Source organism: Falsirhodobacter xinxiangensis (assembly GCF_004959935.1).
Lineage (GTDB): Bacteria > Pseudomonadota > Alphaproteobacteria > Rhodobacterales > Rhodobacteraceae > Falsirhodobacter > Falsirhodobacter xinxiangensis.
The window spans coordinates 38,131-60,344 of sequence record NZ_SMYN01000005.1 but is presented as its reverse complement, the minus strand read 5'-3'; the positions used below and the strand labels follow the sequence as shown (position 1 = coordinate 60,344).

The 22,214-nt window shown below is 64.8% G+C and carries 22 protein-coding genes; 11 read left to right on the top strand and 11 right to left on the bottom strand.

Annotated features, from left to right (window positions below; translation table 11 throughout):
- Positions 1-21: 21 nt before the first annotated feature.
- On the top strand, positions 22-735 hold the full coding sequence (locus E2K76_RS07930) for a DUF1194 domain-containing protein (RefSeq protein WP_136683766.1): 714 nt from the start codon (positions 22-24) through the stop codon (positions 733-735).
- On the opposite strand, the gene E2K76_RS07925 is transcribed toward E2K76_RS07930, so the two are convergent.
- Genes E2K76_RS07925 through proS form a run of 3 tightly spaced genes read right to left on the bottom strand, consistent with a single transcriptional unit; the run spans position 688 to position 3,960 of the window.
- Positions 688-1,362: an ABC transporter ATP-binding protein gene (locus E2K76_RS07925; protein ID WP_136683765.1), complete on the bottom strand. Its 675-nt coding sequence runs from the start codon at positions 1,360-1,362 to the stop codon at positions 688-690. The genes E2K76_RS07930 and E2K76_RS07925 overlap by 48 nt on opposite strands.
- A complete protein-coding gene (locus E2K76_RS07920; protein ID WP_136683764.1) occupies positions 1,355-2,623 on the bottom strand; it encodes a lipoprotein-releasing ABC transporter permease subunit in 1,269 nt (422 codons plus the stop codon). The genes E2K76_RS07925 and E2K76_RS07920 overlap by 8 nt, the downstream gene beginning before the upstream one ends.
- The gene (proS, locus tag E2K76_RS07915) at positions 2,623-3,960 is read right to left on the bottom strand and encodes a proline--tRNA ligase (protein WP_136683763.1); all 1,338 of its coding nucleotides are present in this window, start codon (positions 3,958-3,960) and stop codon (positions 2,623-2,625) included. The genes E2K76_RS07920 and proS overlap by 1 nt, the downstream gene beginning before the upstream one ends.
- 133 nt (positions 3,961-4,093) lie before the next feature.
- Here proS and E2K76_RS07910 point away from each other — a divergent pair, with 133 nt between their 5' ends.
- From E2K76_RS07910 to E2K76_RS07880, 7 genes are all read left to right on the top strand, one after another.
- The gene (locus E2K76_RS07910) at positions 4,094-5,173 is read left to right on the top strand and encodes an AI-2E family transporter (protein WP_136683762.1); all 1,080 of its coding nucleotides are present in this window, start codon (positions 4,094-4,096) and stop codon (positions 5,171-5,173) included.
- Positions 5,170-5,865: a DnaA ATPase domain-containing protein gene (locus E2K76_RS07905; RefSeq protein ID WP_136683761.1), complete on the top strand. Its 696-nt coding sequence runs from the start codon at positions 5,170-5,172 to the stop codon at positions 5,863-5,865. The genes E2K76_RS07910 and E2K76_RS07905 overlap by 4 nt, the downstream gene beginning before the upstream one ends.
- 42 nt (positions 5,866-5,907) lie before the next feature.
- Positions 5,908-8,103, top strand: a complete 2,196-nt coding sequence (locus tag E2K76_RS07900) for an RNA degradosome polyphosphate kinase (protein ID WP_136683760.1) — start codon at positions 5,908-5,910, stop codon at positions 8,101-8,103.
- A 53-nt stretch (positions 8,104-8,156) separates the two neighbouring features.
- Positions 8,157-9,692, top strand: a complete 1,536-nt coding sequence (locus tag E2K76_RS07895) for a Ppx/GppA family phosphatase (RefSeq protein ID WP_136683759.1) — start codon at positions 8,157-8,159, stop codon at positions 9,690-9,692.
- A 63-nt stretch (positions 9,693-9,755) separates the two neighbouring features.
- The gene (locus tag E2K76_RS07890; RefSeq protein ID WP_136683758.1) at positions 9,756-10,241 is read left to right on the top strand and encodes a GNAT family N-acetyltransferase; all 486 of its coding nucleotides are present in this window, start codon (positions 9,756-9,758) and stop codon (positions 10,239-10,241) included.
- A 25-nt stretch (positions 10,242-10,266) separates the two neighbouring features.
- Complete coding sequence (locus E2K76_RS07885) at positions 10,267-10,950, top strand: molecular chaperone DjiA (RefSeq protein WP_136683757.1); 684 nt, start codon at positions 10,267-10,269, stop codon at positions 10,948-10,950.
- A 47-nt stretch (positions 10,951-10,997) separates the two neighbouring features.
- Positions 10,998-11,402, top strand: coding sequence for a DUF4174 domain-containing protein (locus E2K76_RS07880; RefSeq protein ID WP_136683756.1), 405 nt, complete (start codon positions 10,998-11,000; stop codon positions 11,400-11,402).
- A gap of 28 nt (positions 11,403-11,430) precedes the next feature.
- Here the strand turns inward: E2K76_RS07880 and E2K76_RS07875 are convergent, their stop codons facing one another.
- The 7 genes from E2K76_RS07875 to betI all read right to left on the bottom strand — a co-directional run bounded on the left by E2K76_RS07875 (position 11,431) and on the right by betI (position 16,708).
- Complete coding sequence (locus E2K76_RS07875; protein ID WP_136683755.1) at positions 11,431-11,739, bottom strand: hypothetical protein; 309 nt, start codon at positions 11,737-11,739, stop codon at positions 11,431-11,433.
- Positions 11,740-11,867: 128 nt separating this feature from the next.
- Positions 11,868-12,260: a hypothetical protein gene (locus E2K76_RS07870; RefSeq protein WP_136683754.1), complete on the bottom strand. Its 393-nt coding sequence runs from the start codon at positions 12,258-12,260 to the stop codon at positions 11,868-11,870.
- Between the two features lie 72 nt (positions 12,261-12,332).
- Positions 12,333-12,458: a hypothetical protein gene (locus tag E2K76_RS20980; RefSeq protein WP_136683753.1), complete on the bottom strand. Its 126-nt coding sequence runs from the start codon at positions 12,456-12,458 to the stop codon at positions 12,333-12,335.
- Between the two features lie 214 nt (positions 12,459-12,672).
- Positions 12,673-13,005, bottom strand: a complete 333-nt coding sequence (locus tag E2K76_RS07860) for a DUF6497 family protein (RefSeq protein WP_246032920.1) — start codon at positions 13,003-13,005, stop codon at positions 12,673-12,675.
- Positions 13,006-13,054: 49 nt separating this feature from the next.
- On the bottom strand, positions 13,055-14,707 hold the full coding sequence (gene betA / locus E2K76_RS07855) for a choline dehydrogenase (RefSeq protein ID WP_136683751.1): 1,653 nt from the start codon (positions 14,705-14,707) through the stop codon (positions 13,055-13,057).
- Complete coding sequence (gene betB, locus E2K76_RS07850; RefSeq protein WP_136683750.1) at positions 14,694-16,127, bottom strand: betaine-aldehyde dehydrogenase; 1,434 nt, start codon at positions 16,125-16,127, stop codon at positions 14,694-14,696. The genes betA and betB overlap by 14 nt, the downstream gene beginning before the upstream one ends.
- Entirely contained in the window at positions 16,124-16,708 is a 585-nt protein-coding gene (betI, locus tag E2K76_RS07845) for a choline-binding transcriptional repressor BetI (RefSeq protein WP_136683749.1), read from the bottom strand. The genes betB and betI overlap by 4 nt, the downstream gene beginning before the upstream one ends.
- A gap of 86 nt (positions 16,709-16,794) precedes the next feature.
- Here betI and choX point away from each other — a divergent pair, with 86 nt between their 5' ends.
- The 3 genes from choX (at position 16,795) to choV (ending at position 19,648) form a co-directional block, all read left to right on the top strand.
- Complete coding sequence (gene choX / locus E2K76_RS07840; RefSeq protein ID WP_136683748.1) at positions 16,795-17,712, top strand: choline ABC transporter substrate-binding protein; 918 nt, start codon at positions 16,795-16,797, stop codon at positions 17,710-17,712.
- Positions 17,713-17,792: 80 nt separating this feature from the next.
- Positions 17,793-18,629: a choline ABC transporter permease subunit gene (choW, locus tag E2K76_RS07835; RefSeq protein ID WP_136683747.1), complete on the top strand. Its 837-nt coding sequence runs from the start codon at positions 17,793-17,795 to the stop codon at positions 18,627-18,629.
- Positions 18,626-19,648, top strand: coding sequence for a choline ABC transporter ATP-binding protein (gene choV, locus E2K76_RS07830; RefSeq protein WP_136683746.1), 1,023 nt, complete (start codon positions 18,626-18,628; stop codon positions 19,646-19,648). The genes choW and choV overlap by 4 nt, the downstream gene beginning before the upstream one ends.
- Here choV and topA read toward each other — a convergent pair.
- Positions 19,632-22,214 (bottom strand): type I DNA topoisomerase, encoded by a 2,583-nt coding sequence (topA, locus tag E2K76_RS07825; protein ID WP_136683745.1) that lies wholly within the window; start codon positions 22,212-22,214, stop codon positions 19,632-19,634. The two genes, choV and topA, sit on opposite strands and share 17 nt — an antisense overlap.

Sequence of the window (22,214 nt, the reverse complement as noted above, 5' to 3'; positions counted from 1 at the left end):
CATAAGGGTATGCGGATATGGATGGCGCCACTCCTCCTCTGCCTCGCCTCGCCCATATGGGCCGAGGAGGTGGATCTGGAGCTTGTGCTGCTGGCCGACAGCTCGGGGTCCATCAGCCAGCCCGAAATCGACTTCCAGCGCGAAAGCTATGCCGCCGCCATCGTCCATCCGGAGGTGCTGGAGGCGATATCGACCACGATGACCGGGCGCATCGCCGTCACCTATGTCGAATGGGCGGCCAATCAGGCGACCGTGGTGGACTGGACGATCATCGACGGGCAGGCATCGGCGGCGATGTTCGCGGGCGGCATCCTCGACCAGCCGCGCCTTGCCTTCGGGCGCAATGCCATCGGCGCGGCGCTGCTGGAAGGATTGCGGTTGATCGAGACGAACGACATCAAGTCCATGCGTCAGGTGATCGACTTTTCCGGCGACAGCGCCTCCAGCTTCACCGGCCCGTCCGTCGAGACCTCGCGCGCGCGGGTGCTGGCGGCAGGTATCACCATCAACGGGCTGCCGATCCTGTGCGAGCGGTGCTTCTCGTCCACCGGCGGCGATCTGGTGCAGCTTTACACCGACCGGATCATCGGCGGCCCCGGCGCCTTCGTCATCGCGGCGGAGGATGGCGAGAATTTCGCCGATGCCGTCCGCCGCAAGCTGGTGCTGGAGATTGCGGGGCTGACCCCGTCAACCCAGACGGCCAGCATCCAGCCGAACCACCCGGTCCATCCGTGAGGCCAGTTCCAGATTGTGCGTCGCGATCAGCGCCGACAGCCCGGTTTCACGCACCAATGTCATCAGCGCGTCGAACACCCGGTCCGAGGTGGCGGGGTCGAGGTTCCCCGTCGGCTCGTCCGCCAGCAGCAGGCGCGGCTTGTTCGCCAACGCGCGGCAGAAGGCGACCCGTTGTTGTTCGCCGCCCGACATGGCAGCCGGGCGATGCCCCGCCCGCTGCGCAACGCCGACATGGCCCAGCAGGTCCAGCGCCCGCGCATCCGCATCCCGGCGCGAGGTCCCGTTCGCAAGCTGCGGCAGCACGATATTCTCGGCAGCCGTGAACTCCGGCAGCAGGTGGTGGAACTGATAGATGAAGCCGACCTCACGCCGCCGCGTCTCGGTCCGGGCCTTGTCGCCCAGACCGTTCATCCGCGTGCCGCCGATCTCGACCACGCCATCATCCGGCGTATCCAGCAGGCCCGCGATATGCAGCAGCGTCGATTTCCCTGCGCCTGACGGGGCGACCAGCGCCACGACCTCGCCCGCCGCGACCCGCAGCGACGCGCCGTTCAGCACGTTCACCTCGCCCGGTTTGCCGCGGTTGTAGCCTTTGGTGACACCGTCCAGAACCAGCATGTCACTCATAACGCAGGGCCTCCACCGGGTTCATGCGGGCAGCGCGGCGCGCGGGAAAGATCGTGACGATGAAGGACAGCCCCAGCGACAGCGCGATGGCCGAGATCACGTCCTGCACCTGCAACTTTGCCGGCAACGCATAGATGCCGCGGATCTCCGGGTCCCAGACCCCGCCGCCCGAGACATAGTTCACGAGGCTGAAGATCGGGTCGATATAGATCGCGAACAGGCAGCCAAGGATCACGCCGCAGACTGTGCCGATGATCCCCGTCGCCGCGCCGCAGATGAAGAACACGCGCAGGATCGACCCTTCGGTCAGGCCCATCGTGCGCAGGATGCCGATGTCGCGGCCCTTGTTCTTGACCAGCATGATGAGGCCCGACACGATGTTCATCGCCGCGATCAGCACCAGAACCGACATGATGACGAACATCACGTTATCCTCGACATCCAAGGCGCGCAGGTAGCCGCCGGAACTGTCGCGCCACGTCCAGAACATCGCCGCAGGTCCGCCCGCTTCGGCCAGCGCAGGGATGTAGCTGTCCACGGCTTCGGGGCGGTCCACCATCACCTCGATCTCGTCCGCGAAACCCTCGCGGTTGAAATAGCTCTGCGCCTCGTCGAAGGGCATATAGACGCGGACCTTGTCGATGTCGTAGCGACCGGCGGTGAAGATATAGACGACCTCATACGCATTCGCGCGGGGGGTCACGCCAAACGCCGTCCGCACGCCGTTGGCCGATGTCAGGCGGATGCGGTCGCCAAGCTGGATGCCCAGATCGCGGGCAAGCTGGCTGCCGATGGCGATGCCTTCGCCGAAGCGGGACAGATCGCCCTGCGCGTCCGCTCCGTCGCCGATGCGGGGGATCGACCGCAGATCGGCCTCGCGGATGCCGAACACATCGCCAAGGCCGGACTGTTCGCGGTTGGTGACCATGACCTGCCCCTTGACCAGCGGGGCCGCGCGCGTGACGCCCTGCACCCCGGCCAGCCGCCCGGCCACCTCGTCATAATCGGGAAAGCCGCGCGTCAGCACGCCGTTCTGATCCACCTGCCCGGCGGAATAGACGGTCACATGCGCGTTGGCCCCAAGGATCGTGTCCACCAGTTCCGCGCGAAACCCCGCGCGGACCGAAAGCGTCGCGATCAGCGCGAAGACGGCAAGCGTGATGCCGATCAGGCTGATCCATGTCATGACGGAAACCCCGCCCTCGGCCCGCTTGGCGCGAAGATAGCGCCAGGCGATCATCCATTCGAACGGGGCAAACATCAGACGCCTGCGTAGATCTGCGTCAGGCGGTCCACGGCGGCCTCAAGCGAGACTTCCTCGGATTCCCCGGTGCGGCGCGAGGTCAGTTCGACCTTGCCGTTCGCCAGCCCGCGCGGGCCGATGGTCACGCGCCACGGCAGGCCGATCAGGTCCATCGTCGCGAATTTCGCCCCTGCCCGTTCGTCGCGGTCGTCATAAAGCGGCTCCAGCCCCTTGCCGACCAATGCTGCATACAGCGCGTTGCAGGCGCTGTCGGTGGCGGCGTCGCCCTGTTTCAGATTGACGATGCCGACATGGAACGGGGTGACGCCCTCGGGCCAGATGATGCCCTTGTCGTCATGGCTGGCTTCGATGATCGCGCCCAGAAGGCGGGACACGCCGATCCCGTGCGAGCCCATTTCGACCGGCACGCGGCTGCCATCGGCGGTCACGACATTCGCGCCCATGGATTCCGAATATTTGGTGCCGAAATAGAAGATCTGACCGACCTCGATCCCGCGGCCCACCTTGCGGCGTTCTTCGGGAACGGCGTTGAACAGCGCCTCGTCATGGGTTTCATCCGTGCGGGCATAGACCGAGGTGAACTCCTCGCAGATGCCGGCCACGGCGGCGCGATCGTCGAAATCGACCTCGCGCGCGCCCAGTTTCAGGTCGGTCACGGCGCTGTCATAGAAGACCTCGCTCTCGCCCGTCGAGGCCAGAACCAGGAATTCATGCGTGTTGTCGCCGCCGATGGGGCCGGAGGCCGCGCGCATCGGAATTGCCGTCAGTCCCATGCGTTCATAGGACCGCAGATAGCTGACCATGTGACGGTTATAGGCGTGCAGCGCCGAATCCCGGTCGATGTCGAAGGAATACCCGTCCTTCATCAGGAACTCGCGTCCCCGCATGACGCCGAAGCGCGGACGCACCTCGTCGCGGAACTTCCACTGGATCTGATACAGCGTCAGCGGCAGGTCCTTGTAGCTGTTCACATGGGCGCGGAAGATGTCGGTGATCATCTCCTCGTTGGTCGGGCCATACAGCATCTCGCGGCCCTGACGGTCCTTGATGCGCAGCATTTCCTGCCCGTAATCGTCGTAACGGCCGGATTCGCGCCACAGGTCCGCCGTTTGCAGCGTGGGCATCAGAAGCGGCAGGTGGCCGACGCGGATCTGTTCCTCATGGACGATCTGTTCGATCCGCTTCAGAACCTTGAAGCCCATCGGCAGCCAGGAATAAATCCCCGCCGACTGCTGCTTGATCATGCCCGCACGCAGCATGTAACGGTGCGAGACGATCTGCGCCTCGGACGGGTTTTCCTTCAGGACGGGCAGGAAGTAGCGGCTCAGGCGCATAAGGTGCCTCATAAGAACAGGGTCAGCACGGGGTTTAGGCGGATCGCCCCTAACAGGCAAGCGCCGCGCGCTTTCGCTTGCATGGGGTGGCGGCATGGGCGATGTGTTGCCCAAGACCATGAAGGGGCCGACGATGGGAATTTCACGCTTCAGCCAGGCGAAATGGTGGGGCATCGCCGCGCTCGTCTTCCTCGTCACGCTCTGGCTGCTGGGGAACGTGATCCTGCCGTTTCTGGTGGGCGGCGCGATCGCCTATTTCCTCGACCCCATCGCGGACCGGCTGGAACGGCTGGGGCTGAGCCGGGCGCTGGCGACGGCGGTGATCGCGGTCGCCACCGTGCTGATCTTCGTGCTGCTGGTGCTGGCCGTCATCCCGACGCTGGTGAATCAGCTGACTCAGCTGATCAACTCGGCCCCCGCGATCTTCAGCCAGCTTCAGACCTTCGTGATGAACAAGTTCCCGCAGCTGAGCGACGAAACCTCGACCATCCGACAGACGCTCGATTCGCTGGGCCAGACGATCCAGCAACGCGGCGGGCAGATGGCGAATACGCTGATCACCTCGTTCTTCTCGGTCATCAACGCGGTCGTGTTCATGATCGTGGCCCCGGTCGTCGCCTTCTATCTGCTGCTGGACTGGGACAAGATGGTGGCCAAGATCGACACGCTTCTGCCGCTGGACCACGCGCCGACGATCCGGGAGCTGTTCCGCGAGATCGACCACGTTCTTGCCGGTTTCGTGCGCGGGCAGATGACGGTCTGCATCATCCTCGGCACCTATTACGCCTTTGCGCTGATGGCGGCGGGGCTGAACTTCGGCGCCATCGTCGGCGCGATCGCGGGGTTCCTGACCTTCATTCCTTATGTCGGCGCGCTGGTGGGCGGCGGTCTGGCCATCGGTCTGGCGCTGTTCCAGTTCTGGGGCGACTGGTGGTCGATCATCATCATCTGGGCGATCTTCCAATCCGGCCAGTTCGTCGAGGGCAACATCCTGACGCCCCGCCTCGTCGGCAATTCGGTGGGCCTGCATCCGGTCTGGCTGCTGTTCGCGCTGTCGGCCTTCGGGGCGCTGTTCGGCTTCGTCGGAATGCTGATCGCCGTGCCGGTTGCCGCCGCGATCGGCGTGGTCGCCCGCTTCGGCATCGCGCAATACAAGGCCAGCCGCCTCTATCACGGGATCGAGGCAGCCCCCTATCGGGAAGAGCAGGGTTGATCCGCCAGCTGGCCTTCGACCTGCCGGCACGGCCTGCGCTTGGCCGCGACGATCTGTTCGTCGCGCCGTCCAATGCGCTGGCGCTGGCAAGCCTTGAGGGCTGGCGCGCATGGCCGGGGGGCAAGATGGTGCTGGTCGGCCCCCGTGGGGCGGGCAAGACGCATCTGGCCCATGTCTGGGCCGCCGAGGCGAATGCGGTGCTGGTGGACAGCGGTGCGATGCCCGGCGCCGATCTGGAGGCGCTGACCCGCGAAGATGCCGTCGTGCTGGAGGACGCCGACCGTCTGGCGGGCGAGCGGGAGGCAGAAGAGGCGCTGTTCCACCTGCACAACCTCATGGCCGCCGCGCGCAAACCCTTCCTGCTGACCGCTTCGGCCCCGCCGCGCGATTGGGGGCTGATGGTGCCGGACGTGCTCAGCCGGATGATGGCCGCATCGGTGGCCCGGATCGAATCGCCCGATGACGCGATGCTGTCCGCCGTTCTGGTGAAGCTGTTCGCGGATCGCCAGATCGCCGTCCCGCCCCCGCTCGTGCCCTATCTGGTGGCGCGGATGGATCGATCCATCGGAGCGGCCCGCGCGCTTGTCGCGGCGCTGGATTCGCGCTCGTTGCAGGAGCATCGACCCATCACCCGGCAACTTGCCGCCGAGGTTCTGGAATATGACAGTGTCACAAACGGCCTGTTACAATAACTTCACAAGACATTCATCTTTGGCGTGACTAAGGCACGGCGCATGACCCTCGCTGACTTCCTCAAATCCCCGTTTCCTCAACCGGTTACGCTGCCTATGGCGGAAGTTGCCGGTCCGCGCCGTTTCTTCAATCGCGAGTTGAGCTGGCTGGCTTTCAACTGGCGTGTGCTGGAGGAGGCGTCCAACCCCTCGGTTCCGCTGCTGGAACGGCTGCGGTTCCTGTCGATCTCGGCCACGAACCTCGATGAATTCTATACCGTCCGGGTGGCGGGGCTGCGCGCATTGGCGCGGCGGTCCAATCCGGGTCTGTCCGAAGATGGCCGCAGCCCGGCAGAGCAGCTTGCGCTGATCAACGCCGACGCGCGCAAGCTGATGCACACGCAGCAAACGGTCTACAACAAGCTGAAGAAGCTGATGGAGGCCGAGGGGATCACCCTGCTGACCCGGTCCAAGCTGACGCAGCGCGACCATCGGCACCTTGAGGATCACTTTCTGAACAAGGTGTTCCCGGTGCTGTCGCCGCTGGCGATCGACCCGGCGCACCCCTTCCCCTTCATTCCCAACACCGGCTTCTGCCTTGGGCTGGAGCTGGAGCGGGTGACGGACCGCCGCCGTCTGCAGGCCATCCTGCCGATCCCGGCGCAGATCGCGCGTTTCGTCGCCCTGCCGGGCCGCGCGGGCGAAAACCGCTTCGTTCCGCTGGAAGAACTGCTGCTGCTGCATCTGGACATGCTGTTCCCCGGCTATACCGACCGCGGCCACTGCACCTTCCGCGTGCTGCGCGACAGCGATCTGGAGGTCGAGGAGGAAGCCGAGGATCTGGTCCGCGAATTCGAGACGGCACTGAAACGCCGCCGCCGCGGCGACGTGATCCGCCTGAAGATCAGCGCCGGCGCCCCGGACGAGCTGTTCGACATCATCAAGGAAGAACTCGGCGTTTCCGACGACGAGGTGGTCGAGGTGCGCGGCCTGATCGGCATGGCCGACGTGAAGGAACTGGTGCTGTCCTCCCGCCCGGACCTGCTGTGGCCGTCCTTCACCCCGCGCGTGCCGGAGCGGGTCCTGGATCACGACAACGACATGTTCGCCGCGATCCGGCAGAAGGACATGCTGCTGCATCACCCTTACGAGACGTTCGACATGGTCGTCCGCTTCCTGCAACAGGCAGCGACCGATCCGAACGTGCTGGCGATCAAGCAGACGCTGTATCGCACATCCACCGACAGCCCCATCGTCGCCGCCCTGTGCGAAGCGGCCGAGGCCGGGAAATCCGTGACCGCGCTGGTCGAACTTGCCGCCCGCTTCGACGAGGCTGCGAACATCCGGCAAAGCCGCCGCCTTGAACGGGCGGGCGCGCATGTCGTCTATGGCTTCGTCAACTACAAGACCCATGCCAAGATCAGCACCGTCGTCCGGCGCGAGGGGGACCAGCTGGTCACCTATACCCATTACGGCACTGGCAACTACCACCCGATCACGGCGCGGATCTATACCGACCTGTCCTTCTTCACCTGCGATGCGGCGCTGGGCCGGGATGCGACCAAGGTGTTCAACTACCTCTCCGGCTATGTCCAGCCGCAGGGGCTGGAAAACCTTGCCATCGCGCCCAGCGGGCTGAAACCGCGCCTGCTGGAGATGATCGCCGCCGAGGTCGAACACGCCAAGGTGGGCCGTCCGGCGGAAATCTGGGCCAAGATGAACTCGCTGGTCGAACCCGAGGTGATCGAGGCGCTTTATGCCGCGTCGCAGGCGGGGGTGAAGATCAGCCTTGTGATCCGCGGCATCTGCGCCCTGCGCCCCGGCGTGAATGGGCTGTCGGAAAACATCCGCGTGAAATCCATCGTGGGCCGGTTCCTTGAACACAGCCGCATCGTCTGCTTCGGCAACGGGATGGGCCTGCCGTCGAAAAAGGCGCGGGTGTTCTTCTCCTCTGCCGACTGGATGGGCCGCAACCTCAACCGCCGCGTCGAAACGCTGGTCGAGGCGATGAACCCCACCGTGAAGGCGCAGATCACCGGGCAGATCATGGCCGCCAACATGGCGGACGAGGCGCAAAGCTGGATCTTGCAGGCCGATGGGCGGTTCATCCGTCCGAAATCCGACGGGGACGAACCTTTCTCATGCCATAGGTTCTTCATGGAAAACCCGTCATTGTCGGGCCGTGGCAGCGCCGGGGCCAAGGACGTGCCGCGCCTTGCCCATTCCCGCGACGACGCGCGCGGACCGGAGGAAGAATAGTGCTTTCCGCCACATGGCGGGCGCGCAAAGCCAGACTGCGTCCCGGAGGAGCCATGACGCCAACCAAGACAAAGGACAGCGACGAGCTTTTCGGGGGGCATCTGTTCGACGATCCGTCGATCCGCGCACTTACCCGGGTGGGAGTCGTCGATGTCGGATCGAACTCGGTCCGTATGGTCGTGTTCGACGGGGCGGCGCGCAGCCCGGCCTATTTCTTCAACGAAAAGGTCATGTGCGGGCTGGGACAAGGGCTGGCGGAAACGGGCCGCCTGCACCCGCAGGGGCGCGAGCGGGCGCTGGCTGCGCTGAAACGCTTTGCGCTGCTGGCCAAGGGCATGGGCATCGCACCGCTGACCGTCGTTGCCACCGCCGCCGTGCGCGAGGCCGAGGACGGGCCCGAATTCCAGAAGCTTGTGCTGCGCGAAACCGGGCTGAAGCTGTGGGTCGTGGACGGCGACGAGGAAGCACGGCTTTCGGCGCAGGGCGTGCTACTGGGCTGGCCGGACGCCTCGGGGATTGCCTGCGACATCGGCGGCAACTCGATGGAGCTTGCGCGGATCGGCGGCGGCACGGTGGGCGCGCGAGCGACGTCGCCGCTGGGGCCGTTCCGACTGCAACAGGTGCCGGGCAGCGCCAAGGACCGGCTGGCGCATATCGAACGCATCCTGAAGGACCTGCGCGAGATCATCCAGCCCGATGGCGACCGCATCTTCCTTGTCGGTGGCTCGTGGCGGGTGATCGCGCGGCTGGACATGGAGCGGCGCGGCTATCCCCTGACCGTGCTGCACGAATACCGGATGCAGCCCAAGGAATTGCTGGAGACGCTGGACTGGATCGGCCAATCCGACCTGTCCGCCCTGCGCAGCGCGACCGGCACCTCGGCCGAACGGATGGAACTTGTGCCGCTGGCTTGCGAGGTTCTGCGCGAGTTGGTCCGCATCTTCAAACCATCCGAGATCGACGTTTCCTCCTATGGCATCCGTGAGGGTCTGCTCTATGAGGTCATGCCCGCGAAACTGCGTGCGCGCGATCCGCTGATCGAAGCGGCGCGGGCGGCCGAGATGACGTCGGCCCGCATTCCCGGTTTCGGAAAGAAGCTGTTCCACTTCCTGTCGCCGATCTTCGATGGCGCGAGCCCTGAACGCGAACGGCTGATCCGCGCGGCCTGCCTGCTGCACGACACCACTTGGCGCGCCCACCCCGATTACCGGGCCGAGGTCTGCTTCGACAATGCCACCCGCGCCAACCTTGGCGGGCTGGATCATCCGGGGCGCGTGTTTCTGGGCCTCGCCTTGCTGCACCGTTACAAGAACAACCGCGCCGGATCGCGGCTGGAGCCGCTGTTCAAGCTGCTGCCCGACGAGGAAGTTCAGGAGGCCGAGGTTCTGGGCAAGGCGATGCGCTTCGGTGCGATGTTCACCATGGACGATCCATCCGACGCCGGATCGCTGCATTGGAAGCCGAAAAAGCGCATCCTGACGCTGAAACTGACGCGCGAAGGTCAGGGCCTGTTCGGCGAAGTGGCGCAGGCACGGTTCAAGTCACTGGTCTCGGCGCTGAAAGCCTCCAGCGAAATCGTTGCCGACTAGGCTTGCGGCGGCGCGGCGGCGGGCCTAATCATTGGCCCCCCGCCCTTCCCCACGGAGCCGCCGATGATCCGCCACGCCACGCTTGCCGATGCCCCGCAGGTGCGCGAGGTCTGGAACACGATGATCCGCGACTCGCTGGCAAATTTCTCCGAGATCGAGAAGACCGCAGCCGAGGTGGAAGCAGCGATCCGCGAACGGCCCGAACAGGGATTTGCCTTCTTCGTGGCCGAGGAAGAGGACGGCATCCTCGGCTTTGCCACCTATGCCCAGTTTCGGGGCGGTTACGGCTATCGCTTCACGATGGAGAACACCGTCGCGTTGCTGCCCGCCGCCAAGGGGCGCGGGATCGGGCGCGCATTGATGACGGCGGTCGAGGATCACGCGCGGACCATGGGCGCGCATTCCATGATCGCCGGCGTCAGTGCGCAGAACCCCGAAGGCCTCGCATTCCATGCCGCTCTGGGCTATGAGCACACGGCGGTGGTGCCGCGTTCGGGCTTCAAATGGGGCCAGTGGCTCGATCTGGTCCTGATGCAGAAGTTTCTTTAGGGCGCGTTCGCGCTATGGTTGCATAATGTCGATCTGGACACGCATATCCGAGGCCCTTGCGGCGCTGGCCAGCGGCGAGTCGCTGTCGGATGTGTTCGGTCGCCTGAAATCCCCCCCCGAACGGTCCGTCGCCTTTACCATCGCGATCATCAGCCTCGGCGCCAAGATGGCAAAGGCGGATGGGGAGGTCTCGCGCACCGAGGTGTCCGCCTTCCGCTGCATCTTCGCCATCCCGCCGGGAGAGGAAGCGAACGCCGCCCGCGTCTTCAACCTTGCGCGGCAAGACGTCGCCGGGTTCGAGCATTACGCCCGCAAGATCGCGCGTATGTTCGACCATCAGAAACAGGTGCGTATCGACATCCTTGAAGGGCTGTTCCACGTGGCCGTCGCCGATGGCGGCTTCCACCCGGCCGAGGATGCCTTCCTGACGGAAGTCGCGCGTATCTTCGGGCTGGGCGACGCCTGCCATCGCGCGATCCGGGCCCGCGTCGTGCCGGGCGCGCCGCGCGATCCCTATGACGTGCTGGGGGTGGATCACGGTGCGCCGATCTCGCAGGTGCGCAATGCGTGGAAGAAGGCAGTGCGCGAAAGCCATCCCGACCGGATGATTGCCCGCGGCGTTCCGCCCGAAGCGATCCGGCTGGCCGAGCGTCGGTTGATCGACATCAACACCGCCTGGGAAGAAATCAACGCCAAGCAGGCGGCTTAGGCTTCGGTCCTGCCCCATCCGCCCCTATATTGCCTTTGGGAGGCGCGATGAAATTTCTGTTCATGATCCTTTGGCTGCTGCCAGCGGCGGCATTGGCCCAAGTTCCGGCAAGCGGCGTGACGCTGGACGACTATCTGTGGCAGAAGCGCCCGGTCGTCGTCTTTGCCGACAGCGCCGAAGACCCGGCCTTCCGCACGCAGATGGACTATCTTGCCCGCGATGCGCAGTCGCTGGAGGATCGCGACGTCGTGATCATCACCGACACGGACCCCGCCGCCCGCAGCGCCGTGCGCGAAAAGCTGCGCCCGCGTGGGTTTTCGCTGGTGATTCTGGAAAAGGACGGCAAGGTCGCGCTGCGGAAACCGATGCCTTGGCATGTGCGCGAGATCGTTCGCGCCATCGACAAGTTCCCGCTGCGCCGTCAAGAGATCGAGGACGCCGGGCGGTATTGAAAAGGCCGCCCGAAGGCGGCCTTTCGGTTCAGTGGCAGGCCGGAAGGCCGGGGACGCCGCAGGACACGCCGCCTGCAAGGGCGCCGATCATCGCGCCGCGCGTCTTGCTGCCGCCGGTCGCATCCGCGATCACAGCACCAGCCGCCGCGCCGCCCAGCGTGCGGATCGCCGCGCTGTTGGTCGGGCTGTTCGCAGCGCCATAACCGCCGCCGTAACCGGCATTGCCATAGCCAGCATTGCCGTAGCCGCCGCCATAGTTGTTGCCATAGGGGTCGGTGCAGCCGGCAACCGCCGTCGCCATGACTGCCGCCAGAACCAGAAATTTCGCTTTGACCATGATGCTCGGCCTCCGTTCGTGTTTTATTATGAGGCGATTTTATCCGAACGGTCGGCAGGGAAAAGAGAGATTTACGTGAACCGCCGTGATGATCGGCGGTTCCCGGCCCAGAATGTTACAGATGCCGGTCACTCGTCCCAGTCATCGTCGTCGTCTTCTTCGGGCAATTCGACATCGCCCGCGAAAACCGCAGGAAAGGATGCCTCGGCCTTGGCACGGTCGATGCGCATCAAGGCGTCGTAACTTTGCGGATCGAAAGGATCCTCGGCAGGAACGACTTCGCGCCCGAACAGCCAGGACAGGCGTCCGGCGTCAAGGTTGCCCCGTTCGAATGTTTCCTCGCCGAACTGATACCACAGTGCGGCCATAAACCCTTCGTCGGCGGCGCGGTCCATGCTCTTGCGATCACGGAATCTTTCGCGCCGGATGATCTTGGTCGGCCCCTCTTTGGAGGCGCGACGGATCGTGAACTGGAAGTCGGTTCCGGTCAGGCGGCTGGGAAAGCCGCGGTGCTTCAGCATGAAGTGCACCTCCTCCGGATGGAAAGAAAAAGGGCGGGCCGGGCCCAAAGGCCCGCAACCCGCCCTTTCAAATCACTTGTATTTGCCAGTGTAGACCGGCTCGGTCGTGACGGGCTCGACGTAGGTGACTTCTTCTTCTTTCTTTGCGCAAGCGGCAACGAAAGCAACCATGCACATTGCGAAAACAACTTTCGACATTTTTCTCTCCTGTATTCTTGGGAAGTCGGCTCGCAAGACCATTCCGCGGCCGCCCCCCACTGCGAGGCGCAGACCGCTCGGGTTCGGCCTGTGCGAATCCTAGCCCAATCCGAAACGGTTTGACACTGGAATGTGAGCGGCCCGTGCCCCTGTGGCGGGCTTACATCAGGTGGGCGCCATCATTTTGCAAATCCTACCATCTATAGTGGTTTGCCTAAAACGGCTCCCAGATGCAGTGGTCATCCTCGATGCTGAAAGCCTCGAAAAACTGGGTTGCGTCGGGGTTGGAATCACCGAATGGAAGGCTGATATCCGCCAGCGAAATCACGATTTGCTGTGGTGTCGGTCCGGTTTGCGACACGCGCGGCAGGGCGTAGCTTTCGCAAAGCGCCCGCATGTCTTCGGCTGCCAGATCGAAATCCACCCCGGCAAGGTCCGGCGCAAGAAAGCGGAAGCGCAGCGTCAGCCCAGCGGGGCCGGCGGCATCGCTGACCGTGTCGATCAGCGTCACCGTCTGTCCCGACGGCACGGGGATGGGATCGTCCATTCGGCCCTCCGACATTTCAACCGAAGGTTTATCCGCTTCCCGCGCCGAATCAACGCTGTGCCACCTGCCATGCCGGATTTATCCACGGCTCCTGATTCATCGGTGCCAGCATCGCGCGGCCAAGGATGTGATCGGCGGCCTTTTCGCCCACCATGATCGACGGTGCGTTCAGATTGCCATTCGTGACCCTCGGGAAGATCGAGCTGTCCGCCACACGCAGCCCGTCCACCCCGATGACCCGGCATTCGGGATCGACCACCGCCATGGGATCGTCCCGCCGCCCCATCCGTGCCGTTCCGCAGGGGTGATAGGCGCTTTCGGCATGGTCGCGGATGAAGGCGTCGATCTCGGCATCCGTCTCGATGCCCCTGCCCGGCTGTATCTCGTGCTTCACATGCGCGGCCATGGCAGGCTGGGCGAAGACCTCGCGCGTCAGGCGGATGCAGGCGCGGAACTCGGCCCAGTCGTCCGGATGCGACATATAGTTGAAGTCGATCAGCGGCGCGGCTTCGGGATCGCTGGATGCCAGCGTCACCGCCCCGCGCGATTTCGACCGCATCGGCCCGACATGAACCTGGAAACCGTGCCCTTCCGCCGCCACCTTGCCGTCATAGCGCACCGCCAGCGGCAGGAAATGATACTGGATGTCGGGATATTGCACCCCCGCGCTCGACCGGATGAACCCGCAAGCCTCGAACTGGTTCGACGCGCCAAGACCCGTATGCAACGACACCCATTGCAGCCCCACCCGCAGCTTGCCCGGCAGGTTCCAATAGCGGAACAGCGTGATCGGTTGCAGCGCCGCGAACTGCATGTAGACCTCCAGATGGTCCTGAAGGTTCGCGCCCACGCCCGGACGGTCGGCCACCGCCGGGATGCTGTGCCGCGCCAACTGCTCCCCATCGCCGATGCCCGAGTGCATCAGGATCTTCGGCGTGTTGATCGACGACGCGGCGACGACGACCTCCTGCCCCGCCCGGATCACCTCGACGTGCCCGTGACGAGAGACCTCGACCCCCACGGCGCGGCCGTCCTCGATCACGACCTTCCGGGCCAATGCGCGGACCAGCCGCACCTTGCCCGTTTGAATCGCGGGCCGCAGATAGGCGTTGGCGGCGGACCAGCGGCGACCCTTCCAGATCGTCGCCTCCATCGGACCGAAGCCTTCCTGCTGCTGGCCGTTGTAATCCTCGGTCAGCGGATATCCCGCCTGCTTCCCCGCCTCGATGAAGGCGTTGAACAGCGGGTTGCGGCGTGGCCCTCGCGTGATGTGCAATGGGCCGTCCGCGCCACGCCATTCGGATGCGCCACCCCCGTGCCAGCTTTCCATCCGGCGATAATAGGGCAGCACATCGGCATAGGACCACCCGTCCGCCCCCTGATCCGCCCAATGGTCGAAATCGCAGGCATGGCCGCGGACAAAGACCATGCCGTTGATCGATGACGACCCCCCGATCACCTTGCCGCGCGGCGTGACCAGACTGCGCCCGCCCAGATTGGGCTGCGGCGTCGAATGCAGCCCCCAGTCGTATCGCGCCATGTTCATCGGAAAGGACAGCGCCCCCGGCATCTGGATGAACGGCCCCCAGTCGGTGCCGCCATATTCGATGACGGTGACGGTCTTGCCCGCCTCGGCCAGCCGGTAGGCCATGGCGCAGCCCGCCGACCCCGCGCCGATGATGACGTAATCAGTAGGGTGCATCGACTGGTCCCATCCCCACATAGACGGATTTCACCTGCGAATAGTGCTCGATCGCCGCGCGCCCATTCTCGCGCCCGACGCCCGACATCTTCACCCCGCCGAACGGGCTTTCCACCGGCGTCAGGTTATAGGCGTTGATCCAGCAGGTTCCCGCCTCCAGCGCCGCGATCACCCGGTGGCCGCGCGCCAGATCGCGCGTGAACACCCCCGCCGCCAGCCCGAACTGGGTGGCATTGGCGCGCGCGACGACTTCCTCTTCGGTCTGGAAATCCAGCACGGCCATCACCGGGCCGAAGACCTCCTCGGAGGCAAGCTGCATGTCGTCGGTCACATCGGCGAACACGGTCGGCTGCACGAAGTTTCCGTCGCGCATGCCCCCTGTCACCAGCCGCCCCGTCGCAGCGCTGACATAGGCCATGACCTTGTCGGCCTGCGCGGCAGACACCAGCGGCCCCATCTGCGTCGCCGGGTCCAGGGGATCGCCCATCACGATCTTTTCCGCGCGCGCTTTCAGACGCGACAGGAACTCCTCCTTGATCCCCGCCTGCACGAAGACGCGGGTGCCATTGGAACAGACCTGCCCCGCGGAATAGAAGTTGCCCAGCATCGCCGCGCCGACCGCCGAATCAAGGTCGGCATCCTCGAACACGATCAGGGGCGATTTGCCGCCAAGCTCCATCGTCACATGACGCAGGCCTTCGGCGGCGGCGGCATAGACGCGGCGCCCGGTCGGCACCGATCCCGTCAGCGACACCTTTGCCACGCGCGGATCGGTCACAAGCGCCGCGCCGACGCTGCCGAACCCCTGCACCACGTTGAACAGCCCCGGCGGCAGCCCCGCCTCGACAAGAATCTCGGCCAGCTTCAGCGCGCCGAGCGGCGTCGTCTCGGACGGTTTGAACACCATCGCATTGCCCATCGCCAGCGCGGGCGCGGCCTTCCAGCAGGCGATCTGGCTGGGATAGTTCCACGCGCCGATCCCGACGCAGACGCCAATCGGCTCGCGCAGGGTATAGACGAAGTCCTGCCCAAGCGGCACGGTTTCACCCGTCACCGAAGGCGCAAGGCCCGCGAAATATTCCAGCGCGTCCGCCCCCGAAGGCCAGTCGGCCACCGTCGTTTCCTGAATGGGCTTGCCGGTGTCCAGCGTCTCCAGCAGGGCCAGATCGTCGCCCCGGTCCCGGATGATGTCGGCGGCGCGGCGCAGGATGCGGGCGCGATCCACCGGGCGCAGCGCCGCCCATGTCTTCTGCGCCCGCGCAGCGGATGCAAGGGCGCGGTCCACCAGCGCCGGGGTCGCTTCGTGCAGCCGCGCGATCACTTCGCCGGTGGCGGGGAAGATCACCTCGATGGGCGCACCGCCCTCGTCCTCGACATAAGCACCGTCGATGAAATGGCTTCCCTGCGGTTGCGCCTTCATTTCGGAATTCCCTTCAGTTCGAATTGGATGTGGCTTCGCACCAGCGCGACCGATGCGGCGGGATCGGGGTTGACCTCGGCCAAGGCGTGCCGCAAGTAAACGCCATCGATCAGAGCACCGACACCAGCGGCTATCGAAGTCGCCCTTGCGCCGGCCATGGGGCGCAGACAGTCCACCAGATTGGAGTGAAGACGTCGCTGATAGATCATCAGCAGTCGCTTTGCCTCCGGCACGGTCTGGGCCAGCACATAAAAATTCAGCCAGGCGCTGATGATCTCGCGCCGGAAATTCTCCGCCGAGAAGGAGGCCCGAAGGATTGCGACAAGACGTTCCTCGGGCCCGGCGGCCCGGGCCAGCTCGTCCCGGACTTCGGCGCCGTAAAGCGTCAGGATGTGGCGCATCGCGGCCAGAAAGATCGCTTCCTTGCCGCCGAAATAGTGATGGGCCAGCGCGGTGGACATTCCCGCGCGCTTGGCGATCTGCCCCACCGTCACGTCAAGGCTCCGCCGATGGCCGATCTCGATGATCGTCGCCTTGATAAGCTCTGCCTTTCGAATAGGCTCCATACCAAGTTTCGGCATCGCGCCCCCAATTTTTCTTGCAATGCCGGGCCTAGCGTGAAGTTTATTGATCAGTCAATCAACAAAAAACTCTCAGGGAGATTCCAATGAAGACAACCCTCCTCGCCACGGCCTGCACTCTGGCCCTTGCCGCCCCGGCGCTGGCGCAGTCCGAATGCACCGCCGTGACCTTTTCGGATGTGGGCTGGACCGACATCACCTCGACCACTTCGGCCACGCGCCAGATCCTCGAAGCACTGGGCTATGACGTGGAGGTCGACATCATCGGCGTGCCGGTCACCTATGCCTCGATGGATTCGGGCGATATCGACGTGTTCCTCGGCAACTGGATGCCAGCGCAGCAAGGCGCGCTGCAACCCTATCTCGACTCGGGCAGCATCGAGACGCTGAAGGTCAACCTCGAAGGCACGAAATACAACATCGCCGTGCCGACCTATCTTTATGACGCGGGGCTTCAGACCTACGAAGACCTGCCCAAGTTCAAGGACCAGTTGCAATCCACCGTCTATGGCATCGAGCCGGGCAACGAGGCGAACGAGTTTCTGACCAGCCTGACGCAGCCGGGCCAGATCCTCGAAGGGTGGGAGATCGTGCAGTCCTCGGAACAGGGGATGCTGGCGCAGGTCAGCCGCTTCTATCCGCAGGAACAGGCCGTGGCCTTCCTTGCGTGGGAGCCGCATCCGATGAACGCCACCTATGACATCAAATACCTGAAGGGCGGCGAGGAGTTCTTCGGCGAAGAAGGCGTCGTCAACACCGTCATCCGCAAGGGTTTCGCAGACGAATGCCCGAACGTGGCCAAGCTTCTGTCGCAGCAGATGTTCACCCTGCCGATGGAGAACGAGATGATGGGTCTGATCCTCGATGACGGGATGGAACCGGACGCCGCCGTTCTGCAATGGCTGCAGGAACACCCGGGCACCGTCGATCCGTGGCTGGCGGGCGTGACCACCGTGGACGGCGAAGAAGGCCTGCCGGTGGTGAAGGAAGCTCTCGGGCTCTGATCCCACGCCGCCCCGCCGCATGAGGCGGCGGGGCCATTCAGGGCGTCCCCGCCCGCGTCCATCCACAGCAAGGGGCCCGAATGCTCGACTGGTTTACAGATTACAAGATTCCCGTGGGCCGATGGGCCAAGATCGCCTTCGACTGGCTTAACGCCAATGGCGGCCCGGTGTTCGAAGCGATCCGCTGGGTGATGCAAGGGCTGATCGACGGCGTGATGTTCGTGCTTCAGGGCGCGCATCCCTTCGTCATCATCGCGGCGATGGTCGCGCTGACATGGCTGTTCCAGCGCAACTGGAAGACCTGCCTTTTCGTGCTGGTCGGATTCCTGTTCGTGTTGAATCAGGGCTATTGGAAGCCGACGATGGAAAGCCTGACGCTGATCCTGATCGCCTGCGCGACCTGCATGGCCATCGGCGTTCCCATCGGCATCGCCGCCGCGCACCGCCCGCGGCTGCAAGCAGCGATCACGCCGCTGCTGGACCTGATGCAGACGCTGCCGACCTTCGTCTATCTGATTCCGGCCATCGTGTTCTTCGGCCTGGGGATGGTGCCGGGGCTGCTGGCAACGGTGATCTTCGTGCTGCCGGCGCCGATCCGGCTGACGACGCTTGGCATCGCCTCGACCCCGCCCGCGCTGATGGAGGCGGCCGAAAGCTTCGGCGCGACGCCACGCCAGCGGCTGTGGAAGGTGGAGCTGCCCTATGCGCTGCCGCAGATCATGGCGGGGCTGACGCAGGCGATCATGCTGTCGTTGTCGATGGTGGTCATCGCGGCACTGGTCGGGGCCAATGGGCTTGGCGTTCCGGTCGTGCGGGCGCTGAACACCGTGAACACCGCGCTGGGCTTCGAATCGGGTTTCATCATCGTCGTCGTGGCGATCATCCTTGACCGCATGCTGAAGGTGCACCGCAAATGACCGCAGTGATTTTCGACAAGGTCTCCATCGTCTTCGGCGATTATCCCGAACGCGCGCTGCCGCTGATGGATCAGGGCAAGACCCGGACCGAGGTGCAGAAGGAAACCGGCCAGATCCTTGGCGTGCACGATTGTTCGCTGACGGTGAACGAGGGCGAGATCCTCGTGCTGATGGGTTTGTCCGGGTCCGGCAAGTCCACGCTGCTGCGCGGCGTCAACGGGCTGAACCCTGTCGTGCGGGGCGATGTGCGGGTCCATAACGGCAAGGAAATGGTGTCCGTCACCAAGGCATCGTCCTCCGAGCTGCGTCGCCTGCGCCTGTCGCGCATCGCCATGGTGTTCCAGCAGTTCGGCCTGCTGCCATGGCGCACGGTGCGGGAAAACGTCGGCCTTGGCCTGGAACTGGCCGGCATGTCCGCCAAGGACCGCCGCGACAAGGTGGACGAACAGCTGACGCTGGTGAACCTGAAGCAATGGGCCGACCGCAAGGTGGGGGATCTGTCGGGCGGGATGCAGCAGCGCGTCGGCCTTGCCCGCGCCTTCGTGACCCAGGCGCCGATCCTGCTGATGGACGAGCCGTTCTCGGCGCTGGACCCGCTGATCCGCGCCCGGCTTCAGGACGAGCTTCTGGACCTGCAAAAGAAGCTGAAACGCACGATCATCTTCGTGTCGCACGATCTGGACGAGGCGTTCAAGATCGGCAACCGCATCGCGCTGATGGAAGGCGGGCGGATCGTCCAATGCGGCACCGCGCGCGAGATCATCGCGAACCCCGTGTCGGATTACGTCGCCGATTTCGTCGGGCACATGAATCCGCTGTCGGTGCTGACGGCGCGGGACGTGATGGTGCCCGGCGCATCGACCGCCGACCGGGGCGTCGATGCCGAAATGCCCGTCAAACAGGTGATGGAGATGTTCGCAACCGGCGCGGACGAGCTTGCCGTGCTGGAGAATGGCGCCAAGATCGGCACCATCCGTTCGGAAGCGGTGATGGCAAAGCTCCTCAACCCTCGGGGGTAGAGGAGGCCTTCTTCGCCGCGGGTTTCTTGGCGGCGGGCTTCTTCGCCGCCGGTTTCTTCGCCGCAGCTTTCTTCGGGGCCGCCGCCTTCTTGGGGGCGGCCTTCTTCTTGCCGCCTTTCGACGCCTTCTCGTTCACCAGTGCGATTGCATCTTCCAGCGTGATCGTCTCGGGCGTCTGATCCTTGGACAGGGTCGCGTTGACCTTCTCCCACTTCACATACGGCCCATAGCGCCCCGGCATGACCGAGATCGCACCGCCATCGGGGTGATCGCCCAGGGCGCGCAGCGGCTCGGTCGCCGCCCGCTGCCCGCGCACGACCTTGGATGCCAGAACCTCAACCGCGCGGTTCATGCCGATCTCGAACACTTCCTCCACATCCGGCAGGTTCGCATATTTGGACCCATGCTTCACATAGGGGCCGAACCGCCCGATCCCGGCCTCGACCAGCTCGCCATCCTCCGGGTGCGGGCCGATGGGGCGCGGAAGGGCCAGAAGACGCAGGGCGCGTTCCAGATCCATGATCTCGGGCGACCAGCCTTTGGGCAGGCTGGACCGCGGCGGTTTCGGCACATCCGCCGTCGCCTCGCCCAGCTGCACATAGGGGCCGAACCGCCCGGCCTTCAGCCAGACCGGAACGCCGTTCGGATCGTCGCCAAGGATACGCTCGGCCGTGCCGCCTTCATCGCCGCCCGAAATCGGGCGGGTGAAGCGGCATTCGGGATAGTTGCCGCAGCCGATGAAGGCCCCGCCGCCCCGCGCCGTCTTCAGATGCAGCCGCCCCGTGCCGCAGGTCGGACAGATGCGCGGATCGGACCCATCCTCGCGCGGAGGATACAGATGCGGCGCAAGGAATTCGTCGATGGTCGTCAGAACCTCTCCGATGCGCAGATCGGCGGTTTCGGCGATGGCGGCGGAAAAATCGCGCCAGAACCGCGCAAGGACTTCCTTGTAGCTGCGGTCCCCGGCCGACACATCGTCGAGTTCATTCTCCAGATCCGCGGTGAAATCGTATTCGACATAGCGGCGGAAATAGTTGGTCAGGAAGGCCGTCACTAGTCGCCCCTTGTCCTCGGGGAACAGGCGGTTCTTGTCCTTGCGGACGTATTCGCGGTCCTGAATCGTGGTCAGCACCGAGGCATAGGTGGACGGACGCCCGATCCCCAACTCCTCCATGCGTTTGACCAGCGTCGCTTCGGTGTAACGCGGCGGGGGCTGGGTGAAATGCTGCTCGGGCGTGACGTCGCGTTTGTCGGTTTTCTCGCCCTGCATGATCTGCGGCAGGCGGCCATCATCCTCGCCCTCGTCGTCGCGGCCTTCCTCATAGATCTTCAGGAACCCGTCGAACAGCACGACCTGACCCGTGGCGCGCAGCACCACCTGCTCGTCCGCGCTGGTCAGGTCCACCACCGTCCGCTCCAGCCGCGCCGCCGCCATCTGGGACGCGATCGTGCGTTTCCAGATCAGGTCATACAGTTTGAACTGGTCCGCCTCCAGCCGCAGCTTTTCGGGCGATGCGGACATCTCGGTCGGGCGGATGCACTCATGCGCTTCCTGCGCGTTCTTGGCCTTGTTCTTGTACATGCGCGGGCTGTCCGGCACGTAATCCGCCCCGAAGCGGCGCTTGATCTCGTCCCGCGCGGACATCACGGCCTCGGGGGCCATGTCGATGCCGTCGGTCCGCATATAGGTGATGTGCCCCGCCTCATACAGCCGCTGGGCCGCCGACATGCAGGCCTTGGCCCCCATGCCGAACTTTCGGCTGGCTTCCTGTTGCAGGGTGGATGTCATGAAGGGCGCCGACGGGTTGCGCGAGGCGGGCTTCGCCTCCACCGCCTTGACGGTGAAATCGCGCGAGTTGACGGCCTGCACCGCAAGCTCCGCCGCCTCGGTCGTGGCAATGTCGAACTTGTCCAGCTTCTTGCCGCCGAGCACGGTCAGCCGCGCCTCGTATTCCGCGCCGCGCGGGGTCGCCATCAGCGCCTTGACGGTCCAGAACTCGCGCGCGCGGAAGGCTTCGATCTCCATCTCCCGCTCGACGATCAGGCGCAGACAGACCGACTGCACCCGCCCCGCCGATTTCGCGCCGGGCAGCTTGCGCCACAGCACGGGCGACAGGTTGAATCCCACCAGATAATCCAGCGCGCGGCGGGCCAGATATGCCTCCACCAGCGGCGCATCGACCTGCCGGGGGTTCTTCATCGCCTCCTGCACCGCCGCCTTGGTGATGGCGTTGAAGGTCACGCGCTGGACCGTCTTGCCCTTCTTCAGCGAAGACGCCAGCGCCTCCTGCAGGTGCCACGAGATCGCCTCGCCCTCGCGATCGGGGTCGGTGGCAAGGATCAGCGTGTCGTCGGTCTTCAGCGCCTCGGCGATCGCGCGGACATGCTTCTTGCTGTCCGCCGCGACCTCCCATTTCATGGCGAATTCGGCATCCGTATCGACCGATCCGTCCTTGGGCGGCAGATCGCGCACATGGCCATAGGATGCCAGAACGGTAAAGTCCGACCCCAGATATTTGTTGATCGTCTTGGCCTTGGCCGGAGATTCGACGACGACGACGGCCAT